The 21,727-nt window shown below is 65.4% G+C and carries 13 protein-coding genes, 1 tRNA gene and 1 pseudogene; 10 read left to right on the top strand and 5 right to left on the bottom strand.

The features are described 5' to 3' along the window. The first annotated feature begins 322 nt into the window (after positions 1-322). Positions 323-9,622 (top strand): type I polyketide synthase, encoded by a 9,300-nt coding sequence (locus MTX34_RS13775; protein ID WP_243594170.1) that lies wholly within the window; start codon positions 323-325, stop codon positions 9,620-9,622. Beyond that, entirely contained in the window at positions 9,622-10,014 is a 393-nt protein-coding gene (locus tag MTX34_RS13770) for a holo-ACP synthase (RefSeq protein ID WP_008715184.1), read from the top strand. Before MTX34_RS13775 ends, MTX34_RS13770 begins: the two co-directional genes overlap by 1 nt. 77 nt (positions 10,015-10,091) lie before the next feature. Here MTX34_RS13770 and MTX34_RS13765 read toward each other — a convergent pair whose 3' ends face one another. After that, on the bottom strand, positions 10,092-10,733 hold the full coding sequence (locus tag MTX34_RS13765) for a TetR/AcrR family transcriptional regulator (protein ID WP_279393272.1): 642 nt from the start codon (positions 10,731-10,733) through the stop codon (positions 10,092-10,094). Positions 10,734-11,118: 385 nt separating this feature from the next. Here MTX34_RS13765 and MTX34_RS13760 point away from each other — a divergent pair, with 385 nt between their 5' ends. Together MTX34_RS13760 and MTX34_RS13755 are read left to right on the top strand one after the other, a co-directional pair. Continuing rightward, a complete protein-coding gene (locus MTX34_RS13760; RefSeq protein ID WP_243594168.1) occupies positions 11,119-12,399 on the top strand; it encodes a hypothetical protein in 1,281 nt (426 codons plus the stop codon). A 61-nt stretch (positions 12,400-12,460) separates the two neighbouring features. Further along, on the top strand, positions 12,461-13,840 hold the full coding sequence (locus tag MTX34_RS13755) for a dipeptidase (protein ID WP_243594167.1): 1,380 nt from the start codon (positions 12,461-12,463) through the stop codon (positions 13,838-13,840). Here MTX34_RS13755 and bcp read toward each other — a convergent pair. After that, the gene (gene bcp / locus MTX34_RS13750; RefSeq protein WP_243594166.1) at positions 13,829-14,302 is read right to left on the bottom strand and encodes a thioredoxin-dependent thiol peroxidase; all 474 of its coding nucleotides are present in this window, start codon (positions 14,300-14,302) and stop codon (positions 13,829-13,831) included. The two genes, MTX34_RS13755 and bcp, sit on opposite strands and share 12 nt — an antisense overlap. Before the next feature lie 77 nt (positions 14,303-14,379). Here bcp and MTX34_RS13745 point away from each other — a divergent pair, with 77 nt between their 5' ends. Both MTX34_RS13745 and MTX34_RS13740 read left to right on the top strand, forming a co-directional pair. After that, positions 14,380-14,601, top strand: coding sequence for a DUF3618 domain-containing protein (locus MTX34_RS13745; RefSeq protein ID WP_032375974.1), 222 nt, complete (start codon positions 14,380-14,382; stop codon positions 14,599-14,601). A gap of 92 nt (positions 14,602-14,693) precedes the next feature. Then, positions 14,694-14,767: transfer RNA gene (locus MTX34_RS13740), tRNA-Lys, on the top strand. A gap of 507 nt (positions 14,768-15,274) precedes the next feature. Here the strand turns inward: MTX34_RS13740 and MTX34_RS13735 are convergent. Continuing rightward, entirely contained in the window at positions 15,275-16,330 is a 1,056-nt protein-coding gene (locus MTX34_RS13735) for an aldo/keto reductase (RefSeq protein WP_243594165.1), read from the bottom strand. 24 nt (positions 16,331-16,354) lie between these two features. After that, entirely contained in the window at positions 16,355-17,347 is a 993-nt protein-coding gene (locus MTX34_RS13730; RefSeq protein WP_243594164.1) for a trans-acting enoyl reductase family protein, read from the bottom strand. A 91-nt stretch (positions 17,348-17,438) separates the two neighbouring features. On the opposite strand from MTX34_RS13730, the gene MTX34_RS13725 reads away from it, so the two are divergent. The 3 genes and pseudogenes from MTX34_RS13725 to MTX34_RS13720 all read left to right on the top strand — a co-directional run bounded on the left by MTX34_RS13725 (position 17,439) and on the right by MTX34_RS13720 (position 19,398). Then, entirely contained in the window at positions 17,439-18,053 is a 615-nt protein-coding gene (locus MTX34_RS13725) for a TetR/AcrR family transcriptional regulator (RefSeq protein ID WP_243594163.1), read from the top strand. Positions 18,054-18,192: 139 nt separating this feature from the next. Then, positions 18,193-18,384, top strand: a pseudogene (locus tag MTX34_RS26140) (MerR family transcriptional regulator); the annotation flags it as partial. 60 nt (positions 18,385-18,444) lie between these two features. Beyond that, positions 18,445-19,398: an alpha/beta hydrolase gene (locus MTX34_RS13720; protein ID WP_243594162.1), complete on the top strand. Its 954-nt coding sequence runs from the start codon at positions 18,445-18,447 to the stop codon at positions 19,396-19,398. Between the two features lie 48 nt (positions 19,399-19,446). Here MTX34_RS13720 and MTX34_RS13715 read toward each other — a convergent pair whose 3' ends face one another. Continuing rightward, on the bottom strand, positions 19,447-20,049 hold the full coding sequence (locus tag MTX34_RS13715) for a TetR/AcrR family transcriptional regulator (protein WP_243594161.1): 603 nt from the start codon (positions 20,047-20,049) through the stop codon (positions 19,447-19,449). 94 nt (positions 20,050-20,143) lie between these two features. On the opposite strand from MTX34_RS13715, the gene MTX34_RS13710 reads away from it, so the two are divergent. Further along, on the top strand, positions 20,144-21,376 hold the full coding sequence (locus MTX34_RS13710) for an MFS transporter (protein ID WP_243594160.1): 1,233 nt from the start codon (positions 20,144-20,146) through the stop codon (positions 21,374-21,376). The last annotated feature ends 351 nt before the right edge of the window (positions 21,377-21,727 follow it).

Here is a 21,727-nt window from a genome sequence, read left to right as displayed (position 1 = left end):
CGAAAAGATAACGAAAAATGCGAGGGTTTCCTCATGTTTTTCGATACCGGGCGATGCTCTCGCCAGCGTGGATACGGGTTACCGGCGGGTCGGGTAAACAAAAAGTAAAGCCGCTTCCAGTGGCGTACTCGCTGGTAGCACTCGGACGTCCGAGCAAACCTGAGGATTTCCTCATGATTTTGTGTCAACCTTGAGCAGCGCGGAAGAGATCTGTCGACGAGGACCGGCTCACCGCTTCGCCCATGTAGCCCACGACGCACCCGGGCGGCCATTACAGCGAACGCCCCGACCCCCGAGGCGTCCACGAGAGGAATCTTCAGCCTTGACGATCAACGAGAGCACACCATCACACGGACGAGGCTCGCGAAGCACCGGCAACGCAGACAAATCCCCTAGAAGCAATGGCGGCTCTCGGACTCTGGCAGATCGTTTCGCCGCGGGCGAGCCGTACGCACTGGCCTTCGGTGGCCAGGGTGCACCGTGGCTCAGCTCCCTCGAAGAACTCGCTCGCGACTCCGCACTCGAGCCCGAACTGACCGATCTCGTCAACGAGGCTGCAGCCACTCTTGCGCCCGTTGCCGACGAGCTGCTGGTCGTCCGGTCTGTCGGCTTCGATCCGATCGGCTGGATGCTCGAGCAGGACCTCGCCGACGACGACACCGTCGGTTCGTACGGCCCGTCCGAGGCTGCACTGACCTCCGCTGCCGTCTCGCTTCCCGGAGTGTTCCTCACTCAGGTCGCAGCACTGCGCGCGCTGAAGCTGCAGGGACTCGATCCCGCCCAGACCCCGCCCGTCAAGGTCGTCGGACACTCGCAGGGGCTCATCGCCGCCGAATCCGTCGCAGCCGACGGAGCGCAGGACGCGAGCTTCCTCGCGATCGCCCAGCTCGTGGGTGCTGCTGCAGGCCTGGTCGGCCGCCGCCGCGGCATCATCGGTGCCGGAGACCGCGCGCCGATGGTCTCGGTCGCCAACGTCGAACCCGCGCGACTGCAGGCGATCATCGCCGATCTCGCAATCGATGGAGCGCCGGAGCGATCCGCCGCCCTCGCCATCCGCAACGGCCGTCGTCGCGTCGTACTCTCGGGCCCGCCTGCCCAGCTCGCCCGCGTGCAGGAGAAGTGCGAGCAGATCGCTGCCGAGGAAGAGCGCGACCGTGACGCGAAGAAGCGCGGCGGTGCCGTGTTCGCTCCGGTCTTCGAGCAACTTCCCGTCGAGATCGGTTTCCATCACCCAGCCCTGGAAGACGCGGTCGAACTCGTCAGCGCGTGGGCACAGCGGTGTGGACTCGACGTCGAGCTCGCTCGCGACCTCGCACAGAAGATCCTCGTGGACTCCGTGGATTGGGTCGACGCCATCGACGGTGTCGTCGACGCAGGTGCCGACTGGATCCTCGATCTCGGCCCGGGCGACCTGCTCACCCGCATGACCACTCCGGCGCTGCGTGGACAGGGCGTGGGCATCATCGCCGCGTCTTCTCGCGGGGGCCACCGGAATCTGCTCACCCCGGGAGCTGCACCCGAGGTTCAGCCCGCATGGTCGGCGTTCGCACCTACCCCGGTCACGTTGCCCGACGGCCGCGTCGTGGTCGAGACGTCCTTCACCAAGATGACCGGACGTTCACCGATCCTGCTGGCCGGCATGACGCCGACCACGGTCGACGCCAAGATCGTCGCCGCAGCTGCCAACGCAGGCCACTGGGCCGAGCTCGCCGGTGGCGGCCAGGTCACCGAGGACATCTTCACCGATCGCGTCGCCGAGCTCTCCACCCTCCTCGAGCCCGGCCGCGCCATCCAGTTCAACTCGCTGTTCCTCGATCCGTACCTGTGGAAGCTCCAGCTCGGCGGACGCCGCATCGTGCAGCGCGCTCGCGCAGCAGGTGCAGCCATCGACGGCGTCGTGGTCACCGCGGGCATCCCGGAACTCGACGAGGCAGTGGCCCTCATCGAGGAGCTGTCCGAGGCAGGCATCAGCTACGTCTCGTTCAAGCCCGGCACCGTGGCGCAGATTCGCGCCGTCATCCGCATCGCCAACGAGGTTCCGTCCTACCAGGTCAACGTGCACATCGAGGGCGGCCGCGCAGGCGGACACCACTCGTGGGAAGACCTCGACGACCTGCTGCTGACCACCTACGCGGAGCTGCGGTCACGGCCCAACCTCGTGGTCTGCGTCGGCGGCGGCATCGGCACCCCCGAGCGCGCAGCGGAATACCTCACCGGAACGTGGTCGGCAGTGCACGGCTACCCCAAGATGCCGCTCGACGGCATCCTCGTCGGCACCGCTGCCATGGCCACCCTCGAAGCCACCACGGCTCCCGAGGTCAAGCAGCTGCTCGTCGACACACCCGGAACCCCCGACTGGGTCGGTGCCGGTACCGCCAACGGCGGAATGGCCTCGGGCCGCAGCCAGCTCGGTGCCGACATCCACGAGATCGACAATGCGGCATCGCGGTGCGGTCGACTGCTCGACGAGGTCGCCGGCAACGCCGACGCCGTGGCCGAGCGTCGTGAGGAAATCATCGCCGCACTCGACGGCACCGCCAAGCCGTTCTTCGGTGACGTAGCCGAGATGACGTACCAGCAATGGCTCGCTCGCTACCTCGACCTCGCCATCGGAACCGACTCGCGCAGCGACTTCGATTGCGGTGGTGAGTTCACCGACGCCGTGTCCGAGGCACGCGAATCGGTGTGGCTCGATGTCACTTGGCGTACCCGCTATCTGGAGATGCTCCAGCGCGCCGAGGCTCGGCTGCACCCGGTCGATCGTGGCCCCATCCCCACCTTGTTCGCCGACGCCGAGGTTCTCGAGCGTCCGCGCGCAGCACTGAAGTCTCTGCTCGCGCAGTTCCCCGACGCCGCCGACGTGGTGCTGCACCCGGCCGACATCACCTTCTTCACCTCGCTGTGCCGCATGCCAGGCAAGCCGGTCAACTTCGTCCCCGTCGTCGACGGTGACGTGCGCCGCTGGTGGCGCAGCGACTCGCTGTGGCAGGCACACGACGCTCGTTACTCGGCCGATCAGGTCTGTGTCATCCCCGGAACCGTTGCCGTCGCAGGCATCACCCGCGTGGACGAGCCGGTCGGCGAACTGCTGAACCGATTCGAGAAGGCCACTGCGGACCAGCTTCTCGCCGAGGGCATCGAGCCCGCGGCCATCGCGAGCCGTCGCCACGCCGAGATCGCACCCGGACTGCTGGGCATCGTGCTGGCAGCTCCCGACGTCACCTGGGCCTCGCGGATGACGCAGAACCCCGTTGCACGCCTCGGCGATCCAGCCGACTGGACCGTCGATTCCGATTCGGTTGCCTCGCATCCGCAGACCGGCTCCTCGCTGACCGTGCTCGATGCCGAGCACGTGGAGCTGCTGGTTCCGCTCGCTCCGGGCAAGGAAGTGCGCATCCGTCTGACGGTGCCTTCCTCCACGATCGACGGCGGCGCTCCCGTCGTCACCGCACAGGACGCCCAGCAGGCCATGTCGGCTCTGCTCGGAGTTGCTGCCGGCCAAGAGCTTCCGGCCGTCAAGAGCGGTGTCGCACGGCTGAACATCGCGTGGATCCCCGACCTGATCGCCGACCACGCAGGCGTCACCGGATCCGGACTGCCGGACTCGCTGACCGTCAGCGGGAAGGCGGTTCCCGACGTTCTGGTCGGTGCCTGCTGGCCCGCCGTGTTCGCCGTCCTGGGTGCCACCCGCAACGCCGACGGCATCGACGTCATCGAAGGCATGCTCGATCTGGTGCACCTCGATCACAGCGTGAACCTGGTCGGCGAATTGCCCACCGACACCTCGATTCTCGTCGTCAAGGCGGCCGCCGGAGAGGTGCTCGACACCGACCTCGGTCGCGTCGTCGAGGTCACTGTCGAGATCGGTGCCATGCTCGGTGAGGGGCTCGATGCTCCCGCCGTCGCAACTCTCGTGGAGCGCTTCGCCATTCGTGGACGCACCGGCAAGGGCGAGCTCGTCGACCCGGCTCGTGCAGGCGGCTCCGTCGGTGCCGACGCCAAGGACACTCCGCGTCGTCGCCGTCGTCAGGCCACCATCGTGGCCCCGCGCAACATGGCTGCGTTCGCTCAGGTCTCGGGTGACCACAACCCGATTCACACCTCCGACGCCGCGGCGATGCTCGCCGGTCTCGGCAGCCCGATCGTGCACGGCATGTGGCTCTCGGCCGCAGCACAGCAGACGGTCACCGCAGTCGACCACGCGGACACCAAGATTCCGCCGCGTCGCCTCACCGCCTGGACGGCACGCTTCCTCGGCATGGTTCGACCCGGAGCCGAGATCGATGTTCGCGTCGATCGCACCGGATTCGACCAGGGTGCCGAGCTGGTCGAGGTCTCCTGCCGTGTCGCAGGCGAACTGGTCATGGTCGCCACTGCTCGCACCGCAGCGCCGAAGACCGTCTACGCCTTCCCCGGCCAGGGCATCCAACGTCCGGGTATGGGACTGGACGCACGGGCTCGGTCGAAGGCCGCTCGCAAGGTGTGGGAGCGTGCCGACAAGCACACCCGCAGCGCACTCGGATTCTCGATTCTCGCTGTGGTGCGCGACAATCCGACAACGCTCAAGGCGCGCGGTGTCACACACAAGCATCCCGACGGTGTGCTGCACCTGACCCAGTTCACCCAGGTCGCGATGGCCGTTCTCGGTGTCGCACAGGTTGCCGAACTGCGTGAATCCGGTGCGTTCGTGGAGAACTCCATCCTCGCCGGCCACTCGGTGGGTGAGTACAACGCACTCGCCGCCGTCGCCGGTGTGCTTCCACTCGAAGCCGTCCTCGAGGTCGTCTTCCAGCGTGGCTCGGCCATGCACGCACTCGTTCCCCGTGACGAGAACGGCCGAAGTGACTACCGCATGGCCGCCATTCGCCCGTCGCAGATCGGCCTGGCCGACGAGGACGTGCAGGGCTTCGTCGCCGGTGTCGCAGCAGAATCCGGTGAGTTCCTCGAAATCGTCAACCTCAACCTGCGCGGTTCGCAGTACGCCATCGCAGGTACGGTCGCCGGTCTCGGCGAGCTCGAGAAGAAGATCGCGATTCGCCGGGCAGAGTTCGGTGGCAAGGCCGCCTACATCATGGTTCCCGGCATCGACGTGCCGTTCCACTCCACGGTGCTGCGCGGGGGAGTCGACGACTTCCGCAACCGCCTCCAGACCTTGCTGCCCGAGCAGCTCGATCCGGCGATCCTGGTGGGGCGCTACATCCCCAACCTGGTGCCCAAGCCGTTCTCGCTGAAGCGCGAATTCGCGCAGGAGATCGCCGATCTCGTGCCGTCCGAGCCGCTGAACACCGTTCTCGCGGACTTCGATTCGTGGGCCGCACGGCCGAGCGATCTGTGTCGGGTGATTCTGACCGAGCTGCTGGCATGGCAGTTCGCCAGCCCGGTGCGCTGGATCGAGACCCAGGACCTGCTGTTCGCAGACGAGTCCGACGGCGGCATGGGCGTCGAGCGCTTCGTCGAGATCGGCCTCGGTGCAACGCCGACCGTCGCCAACCTCGCGTCGCAGACCCTCAAGCTGCCGGGTCGCTTCGGCCACCCGGTCGAGGTACTCAACCTCGAGCGTGAGGCCGCGATCGTCTACGGCACCGACACCGACCCGGCTCCGGCCGACGAGGAAGAGTCGACGCCCGTGGAATCTGCCGCTCCGGCAGCAGCTTCGGCACCTGCCGCGGCTCCCGCTCCGGCCGCAGCACCGTCCGGCGGACCTCGCCCCGACGACATCGCGTTCGTCGCGGCCGACGCGACCAAGATCCTCATCGGGCTGTGGACCAAACTGCAGCTCGATCAGATCGGGCCCGCCGACACCATCGAGGCACTGTGCGACGGCGTGTCCTCACGCCGTAATCAGCTGCTCGTCGACCTCGGTTCCGAGCTCTCGCTCGGTGCCATCGACGGCGCAGCCGATGCCGACATGGGCGCGCTCTCGGGCACGGTCAACAAGCTGGCTCGTACGTACAAGCCGTTCGGTCCGGTGCTCAGCGACTCCATCAACGACCACCTCCGCAAGGTCTTCGGCCCCTCGGGTCGACGCCCGGCCTCGATCGCCGATCGCGTCAAGAAGACCTGGGAACTGGGCGACGGCTGGGCGCACCACGTCACCGCCGAGGTCGCCCTCGGTACTCGTGACGGTGCTTCGGTTCGTGGTGGCGCGCTCGGCGGTCTGGCCGACGGCGCTCTCGCCGACGGCACTGCCGTCGACAACGTCATCGACGCAGCGGTTGCCTCGGTTGCCGCTCGTCGCGGAATCGCAGTGTCGATGCCGCAGGCAGGCGGTGGAGCCGGTGGAACCGTCGACGCTGCTGCTCTCGGTGAGTTCACCGAGCACATCACCGGCCGCGACGGCGTTCTCGCCTCCGCAGCCCGGTTGGTGCTCGAGCAGCTCGGACTTGCGGATGCACCGAACGCACTGCTGGCCGAGGATCCCGACGCGGCTCTGGTGGAGCTGGTCTCGGCCGAGCTGGGATCCGACTGGCCCCGCCTCGTCGCCCCCGCGTTCGACGCCAAGCGCGCCGTCCTGATCGACGACCGGTGGGCGACCGCCCGTGAGGACCTGGCCCGGTTGTGGCTCGGTACCGCAGGCGATATCGCTGTCGAGTCCTTCGCCGGCGCGGGCAATGCCGTTGCGTCGCAGGCACAGTGGTGGAAGGCCAAGGCCGACTACGAGAACAAGACTGTGCTGGCCGAAACCTTCGGACGCATCGCGGACATCGCGGTCGCATCCGAGGACAAGGGCCAGTGGACCGATCAGGTCGCAGTCGTCACCGGCGGCAGCAAGGGCTCCATCGCAGCTGCGGTGACGGCCAAGCTGCTGGCCGGGGGAGCGACGGTCTTCGTCACCACCTCCAGGCTCGACGACGAGCGGCTCGGCTTCTACCGCTCGCTGTACCGCGACAACGCACGCAGCGGAGCGTCGCTGTGGGTGGTTCCGGCCAACATCGCGTCGTACACCGACGTCGATGCACTCATCGAGTGGATCGGCAGCGACTTCATCGACACTGCCGGTGGCGCAAAGACTCTGGTCAAGGCCGGCGTCACACCGACAATGCTGTTCCCGTTCGCCGCACCTCGGGTCATGGGCGAGATGTCCGACGCCGGAGCTCGCGCCGAGATGGAAATGCGCGTGCTGCTCTGGTCGGTCGAGCGTCTCATCACCGGACTGTCGAAGGTCGGTTACGACACCGACATCGACACCCACCTGCACGTGGTGCTGCCGGGATCGCCGAACCGCGGAATGTTCGGTGGCGACGGTGCCTACGGCGAGTCCAAGGCTGCACTCGATGCGGTTGTCGCCAAGTGGGGCTCGGAGAAGAACTGGGCCGAGCGGGTGTCCATCGCCCACGCTCACATCGGGTGGGTGCGCGGCACCGGCCTGATGGGTGGCAACGATCCCATCGTCGAGGCCGTCGAGGCCGAGGGCGTACGCACCTGGTCGACCGAGGAGATGGCGACCGAGCTGCTCGAACTGTGCACACCTGCCGCTCGCCGTCAGGCCGCGCAGGAGCCCATCGTGGCCGATCTCACGGGCGGCTTGGCCAACACCAAGCTCAACCTCGTCGAGCTCGCTCGGGATGCAGCTGCGGCCGCTGCCGAGAAGACCGAAGAGGCAGTGGACAACTCGGTGATCGCGGCACTACCCGCACCGCCGCGGCTGTCGACGTCGACCACCGCTCCGGCGTGGCCGACACTCGATGTGGACCCGAAGGACCTGGTCGTCATCGTCGGTGCAGGCGAGCTCGGACCGTATGGTTCGGCGCGTACCCGCTTCGAGATGGAGGTCGACGAGCAGCTCTCTGCCGCAGGCGTTCTCGAACTCGCATGGAACACCGGTCTCATCGCCTGGGAGAACGATCCCAAGCCGGGTTGGTACGACATCGAGTCCGGTGACCTGGTGCCGGAGGAGGACATCGCCGACAAGTACCACGACATCGTGGTCGAGAAGTGCGGTATCCGCACTTACGGCGACGACGGCGCGATGGTCGGCAACACCGCTCCGCTGATGACCTCGATCTTCCTCGACAACGACCTCACGTTCGTGGTCGGAACCGAGATCGATGCCCGGTCGTTCGCAGCAGCGGATCCCGAGCACACGCTGATCACGCCGGTCCCGGATTCGAGCGACTGGCAGGTCACCCGCAAGGCTGGCACCGAGATTCGCGTTCCGCGCAAGATGAAGCTCACCCGCACCGTGGGTGGACAGATTCCGACCGGATTCGATCCCACCAAGTGGGGCATCTCGCCCGACATGGCCAGCTCGGTCGACCGAGTCGCCCTGTGGAACATCGTCACCACGGTCGACGCGTTCATCTCCTCGGGCTTCAACCCGTCGGAACTTATGCGCTGGGTGCACCCGACACTGGTCGCCAACACGCAGGGCACCGGCATGGGCGGCATGGAATCCATGCGCTCGCTGTACATCGACACCCTGCTCGGTGATGCTCGTGCGAACGACATCCTGCAGGAGGCTCTGCCGAACGTCGTTGCCGCGCATGTGGTCCAGTCGTACATCGGTAGCTACGGCGCGATGGTTCACCCCGTCGCTGCCTGTGCCACCGCTGCAGTCTCGGTCGAGGAAGGCGTCGACAAGATCAAGCTGGGCAAGGCACAGCTCGTGGTCGCCGGCGGATTCGACGACCTGAGCACCGAGGGCATCATCGGCTTCGGTGACATGTCGGCAACTGCCGACTCGGCAGCGATGACCGCCAAGGGCATCAGCGATCGCCGGTTCTCGCGAGCCAACGATCGCAGGCGCGGTGGATTCGTCGAATCCCACGGTGGCGGAACGATTCTGCTCGCTCGGGGCGATCTGGCACTCGAGATGGGCCTACCGGTCCTCGGAGTGGTGGCCTACGCACAGTCGTACGGCGACGGAGTGCACACGTCCATCCCGGCTCCGGGACTCGGCGCGCTCAGTGCCGGTCGCGGCGGCAAGGATTCGGCGCTCGCGCTCTCGCTCAACGCGCTCGGCGTCAGTGCAGACGATGTGGCCGTGATCTCCAAGCACGACACCTCCACCGCGGCGAACGACCCGAACGAGGCGGAACTGCACACCCGCCTCGCCAAGGCCATCGGCCGTTCGGACGGCGCTCCGCTGTTCGTCGTCTCGCAGAAGAGCCTCACCGGACACTCGAAGGGCGGAGCGGCTGCCTGGCAGCTGATCGGCCTGTGCCAGGTGCTGGCCAACGGAGTCATCCCGCCGAACCGCAGCCTGGACTGCGTCGACGACAAGATGACCGCGTTCGAGCACCTGGTGTGGGCACGGGAGCCGCTGCGCTTCGGCGACTCGGTACCGCTCAAGGCAGGTCTGCTCACCTCGCTGGGCTTCGGGCACGTGTCCGGACTCATCGCGCTGGTGCACCCGCAGGCATTCCTCGAGGCCGTTCCGGCGGATCGACGTGCCGCGTACATCGCCAAGGCGAACGAGCGGCGCATCGCCGGTCAGCGCAGGCTGATCTCCGCGATGGTGGGAGGAGATTCCCTCTACGAGCGGCCCGACGATCGACGGCTCGGACATGACGGGACGCCGTCCACGGCGTCACGCGAACTGGAGGCACACGTGTTGCTCAACGAGTCCGCTCGCCTCGGCGAGGACGATGTCTACTCCTCCGGTCTGCCGGGTGCCATCTGATGGCGATCCTGGGAGTGGGTTTCGACCTGGTGACGGTGTCCGACTTCGCCGAGCAGATGGAGAAGGTCGGCACGACGATGATCCGCGACAGCTTCACCGCGGGCGAGCGCCGTCATGCCGCAACGAAGAGTTCCGACCCGACCCGCCACTACGCAGCACGGTGGGCTGCCAAGGAAGCAGTGCTGAAGGCATGGGCGACATCGCGATTCGCTCGGCCGCCGCAGATCGGTGACAACCCGTATCCGTTGATCGAGGTCGTCAACGATGCGTGGGGCCGTCCGTCGATCAAGTTGCACGGCATGGCGCAGGAGTTCCTGCCGACGGTGAAGATTCATCTGTCACTGACCCACGACGGTGACATCGCCGCCGCGGTGGCGATCCTGGAGGAGTGAGTTCGCTCCGAAAACGAGTCAGGCCCGTCCGATCCAGGTGATCGGGCGGGCCTGTCGTTTGTGCGGGGTCGGGTTGGTCAGGCTCGCTCTGTATCGCTCGCCGAGCCGCCGGAGCGCCTGCTCTCTTTCTCGGCGACGAGCAGATACGCCATCATGATGCGTTTGAGCTCGGCGACGGCGTCCTCGTGGCTCTGGCCGTCCTGCACCGAGAAATTGAGCATCGAGTAGACGATGTGCACCAACACCTGAGCCATCAGGTTGCGTCGGTGCCGGGGTGTGCGCGGAGTCAGTGGACCGAGCATGCGGGAGACCTGATCGGCGAATTCTCGCTCATGGATCACTCCGGTCGCGCGTGTCGAGGGCGTCGACTGCATGGCGAGCCACACCTCACGGCGTGAGGGATCGGTCATCCACATGCCCGCCATGTGGTCGACGAAGTTGTTGAGGAACCGCACCCAGTCCAGCGATGGGACCTCACCGTCGAACTCGGCGAGCTCCTGCTGAACCCCGACAAGGTCTTGGCGATTGAGTTCGCAGACGATGACGTACTTGTTGGCGAAGAACTGGTAGAGCGTGCCGATCGGCAGTTCGGCTCGTGACGCCACCTCCTCGCAGGTGAACGACTCGAACCCCACGTCGCTGAGCAACTCGCGGGAAGCCTGCAGCAAAGCGTCGAACTTGCGTTGGCTGCGTTCCTGGGTGGGACGCCGTCGCGGCATGAGCTCCTGAGTCTGTGCCGTCGACTCGAGCGCGGCGTCGAGACGGCGCGAGGACTGGGCACGAGCAGAGGATTCCACCCGGTCAGGCTATCCGGCGCAGGTGCTCGGTATCCACAACTGGGTCCGACACGCGCGCCACGGCTGGAGGTCTCGGAAATAAACCTGGGTTCGACGACAATTTCTCGTTCCCCATACTGTGACAAACTCCAAGCCCGATCCGGACCGATTTAACCGTCAACAGGTATGGTTTGGTAGACAGAATCAAATTCCGTGCAGGGTGATCGTTATTCGGAACAACAGAATGGCGTTCATGGTCGGGTGCCTCCACCCTGAGCACAGGGAGACTGCCATGGCAACTATTGGTGTAGCGATCGAATCTGGCTCGATGCAGACAGTTCTACTCGAGCCGACCTCGGGCGTGGTGCTGGCCGATCGGACCGCCCCTCTCGACCCCGACGTGGCCTCCGTATTGGCGACAGCGATCGAGACCATGCGCGCCGAGGCAGCGGCGCTAGACACCGACGTGGACGCAGTAGGCGTGGTGTACCGAACCGAGGACGAGCGCGCCGAGTTCGCAGCCACGCTGGTCCACGAGCCCGTAGTTCTGTCCTCCGCGGCCGAGTCGTTCCTCGGTTGGCTCGAGCGCTCGAAGGAATTCGCCGACGCGAAGACCGTACTGCTGTATCACATGGGCGGCACGGGTGTCTCGATATCTCTCGCCGACGCAGCCGAAGCCTCGCTCACCCCGACCAAGACCACTGCGCTGGACTCGATGTCGCCCGAGCGCATCGGCAGCACCATCCCGCTGGCGTGGGAAGTGGTCGATCAATCCGGCAAGAAGCCCGAGTTCGTGGCCCTGTTCGGCGACTCGTCGAGCAATCGCGATCTCCTGGACATCCTGTCGCTCGGACTCGGCGTCCCCGTCGTGCGCGTGAGTCACGCGGACCAGGTCGCAGCGCGAGGAGCTGCGCTGCTGGCGCACGAGGGCGAGTCGGCACCGCTGGCCGTCGCGCCAGTGACGGCGGCCGCGGATTCGGAGCCGGTCGAGACCGTCGCCGCCGATGCCGGGCCCGAGGAGACCGTCGAGGTCGAGAAGGTTCCGGATCTCGTTGTGGTGCCAGCGCCGCTTCCGCCGTCTGCAGTGCCGCGCGTTGTGGGTGCACACCCGGCCCGGTCGGGAGGCTCTGGGCGCAAGCTCGTGTTCGCCGCTGTGCTGCTGGCCGGTGTGCTGTCGGCAGGTGTGGCTGTTGCTGCGACATTGCCGGGTGAATCCGAGACGACCGCCGAGCAGAGCGTGGATCGGCGCGATGCCGGGGCGGATCTGGTGGGGGCAACCCGGCCGGCGGATTCGACGACCCCGGACCCGGTTGCGATCGTGGTTCCGCCTGCACCGGTGATTGCGCCCCCGCCCGAGATAATTCCTCCGACAGTGGACCCATCGACAGTTGTCGAGTCTGCACCGACGACCGAGGCGTGGGCGACCCAGGATCCACCTCGCCAGGAGGTGGCGGCACCGGTACCAACACGGGTGGACCCGCCACAGTTCACCGTTCCCGTTCCCGTTCCGGAGCCGGGCAAGTCGCCCGAACAGCTCGAGCAGGAAGCGTGGGATCGGCACTGGCAGCAGACGGGTCAGTGGTTCGAGCAGGAGTTCTCCGGCCGCTGACGGTGACGAGTGATGACAGACTGGCGAGAGCCCGTCTGTCATTTTCTCGTTTGGAGGATTCATGCCCGCCGATGCTCGACCCGTCGACGTTCGATCTGCAATTGCATCGCAGATGCCCCGAGCGAAAGTTGAGTTGGCAGAGCTGGTCCGATTCACTTCGGTACACGATCCCCGGCAGTTTCCGGCCGAGCAATGCATCGGGGCAGCGCACTGGGTGCAGCAGGCTTTCCTGGATGCGGGCGTCCCCGACGTCCAGTTGATCGAGACGGTCGACGGCTCCCTGGCCGTTGTCGGTTCGCGTCCGGCACCCGCGGGAGCGCCGACCGTTCTGCTCTACTCGCACTACGACGTCCAGCCTCCAGGAGATGAAACGCTGTGGGACAGTGAGCCTTTCGAGCTGACCGAACGGGACGGCCGGTGGTACGGGCGGGGTTCGGCCGACTGCAAGGGCAACGTGATCATGCATCTGTTGGCGTTACGGGCGCTGGGGGAGTCGCTCGACGTCGGCGTGCGGATCGTCTGCGAGGGTTCGGAAGAGGTGGGTACCGGCGGGTTGGAAGCGCTCGTGGAGCAGCGACCGGAATTGTTCGCCGCAGACATGGTCGTCATCGCCGACACCGGCAACGCTCGCGTGGGTTCGCCGACGGTGACGACCACGCTCCGCGGTATCGCGAATGTCGTGGTGCACGTGGAAACCCTTGCCGGTGAGGTGCACTCGGGCATGTACGGTGGGTCGGCACCCGACGCGCTCGCCGCGTTGGTGCAGGTGCTCTCCACGTTGCGCAACGAGCAGGGCGACACCGTGGTCGACGGTCTCGACGGCACGCAGGCCTGGGACGGCGTCGAGTACGACGCCGAGCAGTTCCGCTCCGATGCCGGGGTGCTCGACGGCGTCGGGCTGGCGGGCTCGGGCTCGGTGGCCGAGGCGGTGTGGGCGCGGCCTGCTCTGACGATTCTGGGGATCGACTGCCCACCCGTCGTGGGGTCGGCAGCGGCGATCTCACCGCGTGCGTCGGCACGGCTCAATCTGCGGGTGCCGCCGGGAATGGATTCGCTGCGGGCTCAGGATGCGTTGGTGGCTCATCTGGAGGCGCGTACGCCATGGAATGCGCGGGTCACCGTCGAGCGTGAGGCGATCGGGTCGCCGTTTCGGGCCAGAACCGACGGGCCGGGTTACGCGGCGCTCTCCGAGGCGTTGGAGGAGGCATTCGGGCAACCGATGGGGACGGCTGGGCAGGGCGGGTCGATTCCGCTGTGCAACGCGCTGGCTCAGGTGTTGCCGAACGCCGAGATCGTGCTGATGGGCGTCGAGGAACCTCGGTGCCGGATCCACGCTCCCAACGAGAGCGTGGATCCGACGGAGATCGAGAAGATGGCCGTCGCCGAGGCGTTGTTCCTGCAGCGACTGGCCGGCTCGGGTAGTGGGGACTCAGACAGCTAGATCGCGACGGAGCTTGGCGACGTGGCCGGTGGCGCGGACGTTGTACTGCGCCACCTCGATCTTGCCGGCCTCGTCGACGAGGAACGTGGAGCGAATGACGCCCTCGTAGACCTTGCCGTAGTTCTTCTTCTCCCCGAATGCGCCCCACGCCTGCAGCGTCGACTTGTCTTCGTCGGAGAGCAAGGGGAACGTCAGCTCTTCTTTGTCGCGGAACTTGGCGAGCTTGGCGGGCTTGTCGGGGGAGATACCGATGACCTCCAGGCCTTCGCCGTTGAGCTCGGCGAGGCTGTCTCGGAAGTCGCACGCCTGCTTGGTGCAGCCCGGGGTGCTCGCAGCAGGGTAGAAGTACACGATCACCTTCTTGCCTGCGTAGTCGGCGAGAGAGACGTCGTTGCCGTCGGCATCGGGCAGGGTGAACGCCGGAGCGGTGTCGCCCGGCTCGAGCTTGCTGTATTCGGTCACCGCACGAGAGTATCGAAATGTCGTCGTGCTCTAGGCTCGACTGCGACCGAGACTATTTGCAACAAGTTGGAGGACACGTGGCCAAGGACACCGACCGAATCGAGCGCGAGATCGAGGCCGCTCGCAATCAGCTCGCCAGCACCCTGGACGAGCTGAGCGTCCGTGCCAGCCCCAAGAACATCGTCGCCAACACCAAGCAGTCCGTGGTGGCCAAGCTCAACGAGCCGGCAGTGAAATTCACCCTCCTCGGAGTCGGCGCAGTGGTGGCAGTTCTCGTGGTTCGCAGGATCTTCAACTGACGCAGCAGGTGCTCCGACCAGCCGATTTCACATCTGGCGGCATCTGCTGTTAATGTTTCTCCCGCACCGCAGAGAACACGCGGTGCGGATCGGCGCCATTAGCTCAGTTGGTTAGAGCAGCTGACTCTTAATCAGCGGGTCCGGGGTTCGAATCCCTGATGGCGCACACTGAAACACCCCGTCACCAGTTTGAAGCTGGAGGCGGGGTGTTTTGTTTTTCCTCGGCTTAGTCCCAGCTCATCACTTCGAGGGAAAAGCGGTGAGTTGAGTGCTCCTGGCCTGGTCGAAAAGACCGGGCACGTTGTGGACGGCGTGACAGCGACAGAAAGGGGAGATCGAAGTTCGCGACATCGATCGTCGACGACGGATGGTTGTTCCGCCGATTGGCGGAACGGCCGGCTTGCTGTGCCATTCCGAGCGTCGAGGCAAATACCTGACCTGGGTGTGGGTCGGCTTACAGGATTCGGTGCACCCCGGCGCGCTCCGCCTTCTGCGAACGGTCGACGGCGAGACTCGAGAAGTGGGGAAGCGCTTTTCGCCCGAAGTCAAGTCGCAACCGATGACCGAAACACTCGAAGTAACCACACTCCGGCCGGCCGCGGGTCGGACCCACGACATCATGGGTCACGCACGTTTCGGCGCGCCTGGATCGAGACGGTGAACGCCCCTCCGATCAGGCGATCGGGGTGAGTGGACCCATGAACCGACTCGCATCCCCGCCCAGCAGGTTGGGACGAATCTGTGCGTTGATCCAGTGGGGGACACCGAGTTCGACGGCGCTGACCGCGTCGAGCCGCGTGTACTGCTCATCGGTCAACGTGACGTCGAGCGCGCCGAGATACTCGTTCAGCTGAGCAACTGTGCGCGGTCCGACGATAGGAATCAGTGTGGCGGCGGATCGATCGCCCCGTTCCCGCAGCCAGGCCATCGATACCTGAGCGGCGCTCGCACCGGTCTGTTGTGCAATTGCCAGGACTTCGTCGATGACGGCCGTGCGCTGTGCAGAGTGTTCCGGAGTGACGAATCGGTCGGGATCCGTAGCGCGACCTTCGGCACCGGTTCGATATTTTCCGGTCAGTAGTCCGCCGGAGAGTGGCGACCACAGATTGACGGCCAATCCGAGGCTCTCGGCCATTGGCATCAGCTCACGGTCGGCGGTCCGCTCGACCAGGCTGTATTCGGTCTGGATTCCGACGATCGGTGCCCACCCACGCATGTCCGCCAGGGTCGCCGCGGCCGAGACCTGCCATGCCGGATAGTTCGAGAGGGCGACGTGATGGATTTTGCCCGAACGCACGAGATCGTCCATCCCGCGGACGATTTCGTCTATCGGTGTGACTCCGTCGGGAAAGTGCACCCACAGCAGGTCCAGGTAGTCGGTGCGGAGCCGGCGAAGGCTTGCTTCGACCGAAGAGATCATGTTCTTTCGTCCACTTCCTGTCGACGAGACGTGTGGCTCGGTTGTGTCGCTCGCACCGTATTTCGTCGAGACGACGAAATGATCGCGGTCTGCTGCAACGAGGTCTCCGAGAATGACCTCGGACTCTCCCGCTTGATACATGTTGGCGGTGTCCAGGAACGTACCGCCGGCCTGGGCGAACCGGTCAAAGATGATCCGGGCCTCCGCGGCGTCCGTACCGCTGGACCAGGAGGTCCCGAAATTGCCGGTGCCCAGAGCGAATTCCGAGACTCGCAGGCCTGAACGTCGTCCGAAGGTGGTGTAGCGCATTTTATTTCCTTTGTTGTAGTGATGTCAGAGATCGGTGATGTGGCTGTCGGCAATACTTGTGGCGAATCCGGGGCCGAATGCCGCGGACGGAGTCCGAAACCCTGCAGAGTGTTGGCCGGCAAGGACGCGGCGAGCCGCCTGAACGGCCGAGAGTTGGGTGTAGACGTAGCCGTTCGGAGTGTCGATGACCGACCGCACGACGGTGCCGTCCTCGTCGGTGACTTCGGCCAGTGCGCGATAGCGACCTTCGAGTCGTTCGGCCTCGGTCGGGCCGTCGGGGATGTGGTCACCCGGCGCGGGCATCCCGTTGGTCGACCGCATGAACACTGCAATGTTGCCGAGCCCGAGAGACCGTTGTGCTGTGATGAGATCACCCATCGGTACGGGTGCGAAGTCCTCTGGCCCTGAGCCGAAGTCGAAGGTTTCAGCGGTGGCGTTCGGCGTGCGTACCAGTCCACCATCGGCGCGGACCAGCCCGAGGAGGTCGCCGATTCCGGCCGAGCTCGAGATGGACCCCCGAGAGAAGCCGCCGGTGATCTCGAGTGCGATACGGAGCCGGACCGGTCGTGGTGTCCTCGAGGCCGCGTGCACGGCGACGGCGTCACTCGGAACGACGTCCCAGCCCACCCCGGGCACCAACATCACGCCGGCCGCTGCGGCAGCAGCCGACCGTTCCTCTGCCAGAGCGTAGGTCGCAAATTCGGCAGTCGTGTCGAGGTAGTGGATGCCCTCCGAGATGGCTGCGCGAATGAGCGGTTCGGCTGTCACGCCGAATGGACCCGCAACATTGAGTACGACGCGCGTGCCTTCGAGGTTGTCCAGGACGGTGATCGGGTCGTGCAGAGCGAAGACCCTACCGGGAACCCCGAGCCGTTCCGCCAGGGCCTCGACCTCGACCCGGTTACGTCCTGCCACCGCGAAGTCCAGTCCGATGCGGGCAGCTTCCTCGGCGATCAGGCGTCCGGTGTAGCCGGTTGCGCCGTAGATGAGGAGTGCGGGGGGCGCGCTGTGTTCCATAAAGACGAACGTAGCATAAACGGAGAGGTACGCTCCGATCGGAGGTAATGGCTCCGAGGGGAGAGATACTATCCGCGCTATGGTTGTCGGTATGACGAACGCAGCGGGTGCCGGCGAGGCTCCGAGAGAACGCGCGGACTCGCGCCGCAAACGCCTGCGCCTGATCGAGGCGGCACGCGCGGCTATTGCCGAACACGGACTTCAGGCGTCGACGACGGATATCACCGAACGCGCCGAGGTCGGAGTCGGAACGCTGTATCGACGGTTCGGGTCGAAGGAGGCCTTGGTGGCCGATGTGCTTCTCGATGGCGTGGCGGAGATCGAATCGTGGGCCGAGGCCGCTCTCGAGGACGCCGACGCGTGGGAAGGGCTCTCCCGCTTTCTCTATGCGTTCACCGAGGCGCAGATGAACAATCTCGGATTGGCCGAATTCACCAGCGGGACAAGTTATCAGCTGCCGAAAGAGCTGGTGGACCGTAACGCTGTGCTCGCGGAGATGGTCGACCGGCTCGTCCGTCGGGCGCAGGAGCAAGGGACGTTGCGCAGTGACGTGACGTGGCGGGATGTCGTTCTGCTGTCGCTGGCACCGATCGGCGGCAAGGAATGTCTGGGGGCCACCAGGGGAGAAGGGCAGTGGCGCAGAACGATTGCCATCGCACTGGACGGGCTACGTACCCCCGCAGGGACCGCCCTACCTGCTGAGTGATCGTCCCGGAACGGACTGGTCGCTGCCGGCTGTGACGGGTAGCGTCCAAGCTGCCCAACGAAGCGAGTGCGTCGGCGCTGGGTGACCCAACGGGGGCGGTGGCAACGCAACGCCGAGACACCGAGAGGGGGTGAGGGCGATGCCGTGGAACAGGCGACAACTGGCCGACCTGGTGGGCGCCACCGCGAATAACGTGCGCCTTTATCACCGTCTCGGACTGCTCGACGAGCCCCCGCGCCGACTCGACGGCCAACGACACTACGAGGTTCGGCACCTCGTGCGCCTGTTGCATGTGAGAAGGCTTGCGCACCTTGGAGTACTACTGCACGACATCGCCGAGATGGGTTCCGAAACACCGCCATCGACGATGCTTCGCTTGTTGGAGACGGAATTGACTGAATCGATCGCGCATCTGGGCACCGTGCGAGGAGATCTCGCGACCGCGATCGCTCTCGACGCGCCCTACGACGTGCCCGCGGAGTTCGGCGATATCGCAGGCCGGTTGACGGCCGCGAACCGCGCGCTCAACCTGATCTGCTCGCGACTGATCCCCGCGAGCGCCCTGGACGTGATTCGAGAACAGTTCACGACCGAACGCACCGAACCGCAGGTCGAGTTCGATTCACTGCCCTCACTTGTCGACGATGTGACCCTAGGACACCTCGCGGAGGCAGTGCCACCGCATCCCGTTCTCGTCTACATCGAGGGCGTGTTTGCCGGGGCCGACGCGAACACGCGGCTGGGTGACGATCGCACTCGGGACATCCTGCTGGATGCGGTTGTCGGCGTGCACAACGCGGCCCAGTCCGAGGTGCTTCGCCGTCTGCATCCGCTGCTCGACAGTTGGCTCGACTGGTCCGAGCTCGAACTGTCATCCGGCGAGAAGACCCGCTCGCCGGATGACCTCGATCTGGGCGCTGTTGTAGAGCTCGAAAACGCCTCCACCGTCGTCGATTGCGCGAACGCCGCGGAGACGGCGCCCAAGCGGGCCGTGTTCGACGCCGCGCCGTTCATCGACCCCGGCATTGCGGTCGAGAACTCGCGAAACGGCTGCGAGAACTGGCCGGTCGATCCCACGCTCAACCCGCTCCTGGCCGACGAGGTCGACGGCCTCGCCGACACTCTGGTGGTCTCGGTGACCGGCGACGGTATTCCTCCGCACGCCGGCGGCATCGCCCTCGCCGAGGCGCTCGGCGGCAGCCTGCTCACGGTCGAAGGTGAACAGCACGGTGCCTCTCTCGCGGGTAATGCGTGCGTAGACGCAATCGTCTCGGCCTATCTGGTGGACCTCGAGTCGCCCGCACCCGACGCGCGGTGCAACCTCGCCCTTCGGCCCACACCCTGATCGCATGCAGGGTTTGGGCCGGAGATGTTGTGGCAGAGGGTGGTTCGTCTACCGCGGGTGCATGGAATCCCAGAACGTCATCATTGCCGAGACCGATGCCTGAAGTTCATCGGCGGGCACACCGTCTCTGGCCAGGGGTGACAATCCGAGTAGAAAGCCGTGAAACAGTGTCGCTGTTGCGTCGATCGGGATGCTCGGGTCGAGTTGACCTCGATCGACAGCCCGTTCGACCAGCGCGGCAATGTTGCGGCGATCAACAGACCTCCGGGCTGCCAGGGCAGAGTGCTTTCCGGCGTCCGGACCCTCGATGATTCCGCCCAGGCCGACCAGGCATCCGAGGGGATGCGTCGCATCGGTCTGCATGGTCACCGAGCCACGCAATGTCTTCTCCAGAGCGGCTCGAGGGTCCATGGATTCGTCTGCCAGTGGGGCGGTCGCACGGCCGTAGCTGTCGATGTACCGCTGGACCACGGCGGCGAACAATCCATCCTTGGATCCGAACGCACCGTAGAAGCTGGCCGAAGACATACCCATGCTGCTTCGTAATTGCGTCAATGACGTTGCCTCGTAGCCGTTCTCCCAGAAAAGGACCATGGCCGCTTCGAGAGCGCGGTCCTCGTCGAACTTTCGCGGTCTCCCGGTTCTGCTCATCGCGGTTCCATTCCGTGTTTCGGTGTTCAGTGAATTACAGACTAATCAATCCAATAATTTGGCAACAGGGGTGTCGGTGGTGTTGACTTACGGAATGATCAATCCAGAAGTCATTCAGGGCACCACCGACAGCTCGACAATTCCGATGCCGGCCGGGGGCGGAAGTAAACAGCGACTTCCATGGTCAGCGCTGCTGGCGATGTCAGCGACCGCATTCATCGTCATCATGACCGAGACACTTCCTGCCGGGCTTCTACCTCAGCTCTCCGCGGGTTTGAGCGTCGGGGAGGCCGCGGCAGGGCAGTTGATCAGCGCATACGCACTCGGAGCGGTGCTCTTCGCGATTCCTGCGATCACGTTCACGCGAAGTTGGCGACGCAAACCGATCCTGCTCGTCGCAGTCGGCGGATTCGTGGTGGCCAATACGATCACAGCGTTGGCACCGGGGTTCGAGATTGCACTGTTGGCGCGTTTCGTTGCGGGGGCTTTCTCCGGGGTGGTCTGGGGGATGCTCGCCGGGTACGCCCGCAAAATAGCCCCGCCCGCGTTGGCCGGGAAGGCGCTGACCGTGGCGATGGCGGGTACGCCTGTTGCGTTCGCTATCGGCACGCCTCTTGCGACGTATCTCGGAACGCTGGTCGGGTGGCGCTGGACCTTCGGTCTGATGTCTGTGATTGCCCTTGGTTTGATCGCGTGGGTGGTCGTATCAGTTCCCGATTCCGACGGCCAGAATTCCACTGCGCAAACGCCATTGAATCGCGTCTTTCTGCTCTCCGGTGTCGCGCCGATCATCGCCGTGGTGCTCGGATGGTTCCTTGCCCACAACCTGCTCTATACCTACATCGCACCCATCATCGACGATATGGACGTAGGGCTCAGAGTCGATGTGGTGCTAGCGGTGTTCGGGGTGGCTGCGATGGCCAGTATCGCCGTTGTCGGGGCGCTGGCGGACCGCATCCTGCGAAGGCTGGTCCTGATCTACTTGGCCGCGTTCGCCTTGGCGGCCACCTCGCTGGCGATCGCGGGAAGCACTCCAGTGATGTTCTTGCTAGCAGTGATCCTGTGGGGCATGTCGTTCGGTGGCGCTGCACCGTTGTTGCAGACCGCACTGGCGGACGCATCGGGCCCCGATGCCGATGTTGCCAATTCGATACTGACGACCGTCGCGAACGCGGCAATCTTTCTGGGAAGCGCTCTGGGTGGGGTACTTCTCACTGCTGCAGGACCAGGGTCGTTTCCCGCCGTCACCCTCGGTCTGGTCGCATGCACCTTGCTCGCCGCAGCTGCTGCCCGCCGCCATGGTCTTCCTCCCGGCGCGCGGCAGTAGGCGACTCGCCGACAAACTCGAGGCATCGTTCGCCGCAGTCGATCGGCTCGGACGACACGTGACCAGAAGACACCGCGACTCGATAACCCATTGCCGACACCCGCCAGGATCGAATCTGTCGACGACGTCCTACTGAAGCAGGTTCGTCTCGTCTCCAGCGAGATCCGAGGAAAGACCCGCGCTATCGAGGCTTCGTGGGCACGCCCAGCACATCAGTCAATGAGAAAGCATCCTGAGTGTTCGCTTCCCCGACACAGCTCTCAGTTTTTCCGTCGGTCGGGAAGCCGGCCGACGGATCAACAGCCGCTATGGGTGTCGAGGTCGCGACGTACCCGACGACGATCGATGCTG

It is taken from the genome of Rhodococcus sp. ARC_M5 (assembly GCF_022810405.1).
Taxonomy (GTDB): Bacteria; Actinomycetota; Actinomycetes; order Mycobacteriales; family Mycobacteriaceae; genus Rhodococcoides; species Rhodococcoides navarretei.
This window is presented reverse-complemented; position numbering and strand designations above follow the sequence as displayed.

Bases quoted from the DNA above. Each gene is read 5' to 3' on its own strand.
- MTX34_RS13770 (WP_008715184.1), top strand. From the start codon at position 9,622: ATGGCGATCCTGGGAGTGGGTTTCGACCTGGTGACGGTGTCCGACTTC.
- MTX34_RS13765 (WP_279393272.1), bottom strand. From the start codon at position 10,733: ATGCCGCGACGGCGTCCCACCCAGGAACGCAGCCAACGCAAGTTCGAC.
- MTX34_RS13760 (WP_243594168.1), top strand. From the start codon at position 11,119: ATGCAGACAGTTCTACTCGAGCCGACCTCGGGCGTGGTGCTGGCCGAT.
- MTX34_RS13755 (WP_243594167.1), top strand. From the start codon at position 12,461: ATGCCCGCCGATGCTCGACCCGTCGACGTTCGATCTGCAATTGCATCG.
- MTX34_RS13735 (WP_243594165.1), bottom strand. From the start codon at position 16,330: ATGCGCTACACCACCTTCGGACGACGTTCAGGCCTGCGAGTCTCGGAA.
- MTX34_RS13730 (WP_243594164.1), bottom strand. From the start codon at position 17,347: ATGGAACACAGCGCGCCCCCCGCACTCCTCATCTACGGCGCAACCGGC.
- MTX34_RS13725 (WP_243594163.1), top strand. From the start codon at position 17,439: ATGACGAACGCAGCGGGTGCCGGCGAGGCTCCGAGAGAACGCGCGGAC.
- MTX34_RS13715 (WP_243594161.1), bottom strand. From the start codon at position 20,049: ATGAGCAGAACCGGGAGACCGCGAAAGTTCGACGAGGACCGCGCTCTC.
- MTX34_RS13710 (WP_243594160.1), top strand. From the start codon at position 20,144: ATGATCAATCCAGAAGTCATTCAGGGCACCACCGACAGCTCGACAATT.